Below are 2908 nucleotides of genomic sequence, written 5' to 3' on the forward strand. Positions count from 1 at the left end.
CGTATTACAATCATTATCGTGGTCAGTGGAATTTAAAGAAGCTGCCGCCTGTAAAATACAGACAGCAGCTTCAACAAGTTTCCTAGTCTTTTTCAAAATGTCCTTTACAAAGGGTACACTTTATATGACTTGAGGGGTTTTTTATTTCATTTATATGCTTAAAATTACATTATTTAGAAAAAAATGCGGTATCATCATTACATTATACCCATCTTTTTGGCTTTGAATAGTCATTTCAATTCAATATTATGGTATTATGTAAAGTGTTGAATATTCGAGAGGGGCGAGGTGCAAAATGCATGTCCACAACAAAAGATGAAATAGCCGATTCAAATAGTAATTATATGGAGATAGAAATTGCAAAACAAAATGTAGCACGGCTTCAATTTATTTCACTATTCTCAATACAATTGTTGTTCGTTATAATTAGCATAAATATTTACTCTCATTATTTTGCAAAAGTTGATTATAATGATTTCAAAATTTACCTACCTTCTTATATTTTCGCACTTTTCGCCCACATGCTTTTACTATTCGTAACACAACATTTTAAACATAAACAAAATTTCACAATTGAAAATGCTCGGCAGTTCCAAAAAATTCTTATTACATATATATGGAGTATTTTAATTACTAGCTGCTTTATCTCAACACTAGACCATACGCTTTATAAGCATATCGTCATTTACTTAGTTTACTTATTATCTTGTACTGCTTTTCTCGTCATTACTTTAAAAAAAATACTTCCTCCTGTATTAATTTCCACGTCAGTTTTATGTTGGGCAATCATTGTGGACGATTCATTCCATTCATATGGTCAGGGAAATTTAATGTTACTTCTAACTTTGACGGAGATCATCTTAATTCTCGGCTACTTTAACGGTCGTGTACTTCGTTCAAACTTATTACAACATCAAGAATTATTAGGCGAGCGAAATCGTTCTAAAGACCTAACGGAAGCACTTCAGACTGCTGCTCACACAGATGAATTGACCAATCTAGCCAATCGTCGAGGTTATTTACATCGCATGCAATCGATTGATCAAAAACTACCGATTCAAATGACTGTCTTAATTATTGACATTGATTTTTTCAAAAAATACAATGATTTTTATGGCCATGCTTATGGCGATGTCGTTCTAGCCAAAGTCGCTGCTACACTTCATTTACTTTGTGCGCAACCAAATCGCTTTGCGGTTAGATGGGGTGGCGAAGAATTTTTGATTTTACTCGAAAATCATTCCGAGCAAGAGATTCATGAATTTTACAATGACTTTATTACAGCAATTGAAAAATATGATATACAACACGCAACGTCTAATGTGTCAGAACATTTAACATTTAGCGTTGGTGGCAATACACAATTCATTACTGATTTTGAGGAAATGAATAGTTGCATACTCCATGCAGATGAAGCACAATATATGGTGAAACGATCAAGAAAAGATGGCTTCCTACTCATGGAAGAAGGCGATGTCATCTATATGTCTGACATCATTATGCAAACGCAATTACGAAACCTTTTGGCGAGTAAATCGTTTTAATTAGATGATGTATTGGAGGTGTTCTCTTTGCGGAAATTCGCACAACTTACTGTTCTAGCAGCACTAGCTTGTGTCGTGCTTATATTCTCTGTACTGCTTCTGGTGAATGTTTTTTCAACTTCTTCAGAGCCAAAAACAAATGCACAACATACACCTAGCCAACAATTCACTCAAAAAGAGTTCATTCAAAAAATAGCCCCAACAGCTGAAAAAATCGCTGAAAAATATGGTCTTTACGCATCTGTAATGATTGCTCAAGCTACTTTAGAAAGTAATTCTGGCAATAGTGAATTAGCGAGTACACCGAACTATAATCTTTTCGGTATGAAAGGCTCATACCGTGGTAATAGCGTTCGTTATCCAACGCAAGAAGATGATGGAAAAGGCAATATGCGTACGATCAACGCCAATTTTAGACAGTATCCTTCCTATGAAGAAAGTATGAAAGATTATGCCAAGTTATTGCAAAAAGGCACTTCATGGAACAAGGAAATCTATCATAAGACTTTTGTTAAAAATTCAAAATCTTATAAAGAAGCAACCGCTGCGCTAACTGGCCGATATGCGACTGATTCAAAATATAATCATAAGTTAAATCAATTAATTAAAGACTATAAATTAAGTAAGTACGACACAAAATAAGCCGGTATTGCGTTTTTACGCAGTGCCGACTTTTTTTGGTTTAATTTTATATTTTGAGGTATTCATAACAAAACAAAAATTATGAAATGCAATGCATATATCTATAAATATTTCGATCGATTTAGAGCCAAAATACGAATACCAATTAAGTACAAAAAGGTGACTGAAATTGAAAATCCAATTTCAGTCACCTCCAACATTTGATACAGAGCCCTTTTTAGTATGTGCTTAGTTTAATGTACTTTGGCCATAACCTTCAACGTGGTTAACGATAATAAACTCTGCCATCTCTTTTATTTCTTCAATCATCTCATGATCATTAAAATGCTGCTCATCACTCTCTGAAGCATTCTTCTCGACATGAATCATTCCTTTTGATAAATCTACAGATGCTGATAAGTACGGACGGTGATCAATTGTGACAATCCCTTTGACCGTCTTCTTTTCCAAATCAATTATTGGATAGTGGTATGTAATTTTAGCTGGGTGATTTTTTTGTTCTTGATCTACCATACTTTTCCTCCTGACATCTTCATTATTTACTTTGACAATAATGAAATTTAAGCGTAAATGCAAGTTTTTTGTACTTTACAATTCAGTGAACTACTCGCCACTTAGCTAAACCTTGCGGTTCTTCACGCTTGAAGTGGGAGCTTCTTGGGAATAGAGCGTACTTGCAAGTGTATTTCTTTACTTGCAGCGGTTTCTCTTATTTGACCGAG

Annotated in this window: 3 protein-coding genes; 2 read left to right on the forward strand and 1 reads right to left on the reverse strand. The window is 34.4% G+C overall.

Translation table 11 applies throughout. The annotated features are described in order from the left end of the window. Positions 1-299 precede the first annotated feature (299 nt). Together DF281_RS14325 and DF281_RS14330 are read left to right on the forward strand one after the other, a co-directional pair. Positions 300-1544, forward strand: a complete 1245-nt coding sequence (locus DF281_RS14325; RefSeq protein ID WP_170114855.1) for a GGDEF domain-containing protein — start codon at positions 300-302, stop codon at positions 1542-1544. 102 nt (positions 1545-1646) lie between these two features. Next, a complete protein-coding gene (locus tag DF281_RS14330; RefSeq protein WP_370447851.1) occupies positions 1647-2186 on the forward strand; it encodes a glucosaminidase domain-containing protein in 540 nt (179 codons plus the stop codon). A gap of 228 nt (positions 2187-2414) precedes the next feature. Here the strand turns inward: DF281_RS14330 and DF281_RS14335 are convergent, their stop codons facing one another. Beyond that, positions 2415-2699: a hypothetical protein gene (locus DF281_RS14335; RefSeq protein WP_109350937.1), complete on the reverse strand. Its 285-nt coding sequence runs from the start codon at positions 2697-2699 to the stop codon at positions 2415-2417. Positions 2700-2908 lie beyond the last annotated feature (209 nt).

The organism is Kurthia zopfii, assembly GCF_003143955.1.
Lineage (GTDB): Bacteria > Bacillota > Bacilli > Bacillales_A > Planococcaceae > Kurthia > Kurthia zopfii.

Excerpts from the sequence above, each read along its gene's own strand:
- DF281_RS14325 (WP_170114855.1), top strand. The coding sequence starts at position 300 with ATGTCCACAACAAAAGATGAAATAGCCGATTCAAATAGTAATTATATG.
- DF281_RS14335 (WP_109350937.1), bottom strand. The coding sequence starts at position 2,699 with ATGGTAGATCAAGAACAAAAAAATCACCCAGCTAAAATTACATACCAC.